The following is an 891-nucleotide window of genomic DNA, read 5'->3' as shown; positions in this document are numbered from 1 at the left end:
ATATAAAAGCCCCCGTTCTGTCGCTAACCGCAACAGATGACCACATTGCCGTGCCTGCAAACGTGGAAGACTTTCTGCGCCTGCTGCCCAACGCCCAGATAAAAAAAATTTTTTGGAACCAGGCAGTTTTGGCTTGAAAGAAATCGGCCACAGCGACCTGCTACGCAGCCGATGCAAAGCCTGCTGGCCGCATATTCTGGAAGGCTTGGAGTCCAACGGCTGAACCTGATACCTCCACTCCACCGCGTCAGCTTTGAATTCCGGGGCACAGGTTTGGCTACTCATGGCAGTCCCTCCTGTGCTCTTTTTGTAGACTAGTATACCGGGGCGAATCCAAATAAGATCTATAGCCCCATTGCTGGCGATCCAAGTGCTGAAGCAATGGGGCAACTTGATCGTTTGCCGGGTTCTTTAAGAGTGACTCTTCTTAGGAATGTCCGCAGTAACGGGGTAGAACCCGACAGGCAAAACCCTCCAGCACAATCTTGCCAACGGCGGTTCCTGATTCCAGTTCGGCGTGTGCGGCACGTAGATTCTCGGCGTTGATCGCTCCGAGGTACTTACCTGCAGTTGTGCGGATGAAGCCTTGATCTACAAGCCGTGAGACCTCATTCAACAAGTCGTGCTGAACCTGCATATCATCCGCCTGGTGCATTGAGCGGGCGAACATGAATTCAATGTGTAATGATAGACTCTTCGGCTTGATCTTCATTACGTCCAGACTTGCAGGATCGTCGATCATGGCAATCTTTCCAAACGGCTTAAGCACCGCCACATAATCGTCGAAGTATTGATCTGTGGCGTTAAGACTGGCCACATGGGTTACAGAACCAATTTTGCCGGCAGACACCAGTGTTTCGATCTGGGGCTGCAAGGGTTCACGGTGATTCA

General features: G+C 51.5%; 1 protein-coding gene. It reads right to left on the bottom strand.

Annotation, left to right across the window (positions count from 1 at the left end; genetic code table 11):
• Positions 1–427 precede the first annotated feature (427 nt).
• Positions 428–891: zinc-binding dehydrogenase (locus tag MLC70_RS18430; protein WP_248186007.1), on the bottom strand; the 464-nt coding region annotated here is incomplete at its 5' end.

Source organism: Marinobacter goseongensis, assembly GCF_023156235.1.
Classification (GTDB): Bacteria; Pseudomonadota; Gammaproteobacteria; order Pseudomonadales; family Oleiphilaceae; genus Marinobacter; species Marinobacter goseongensis.
This window is presented reverse-complemented; position numbering and strand designations above follow the sequence as displayed.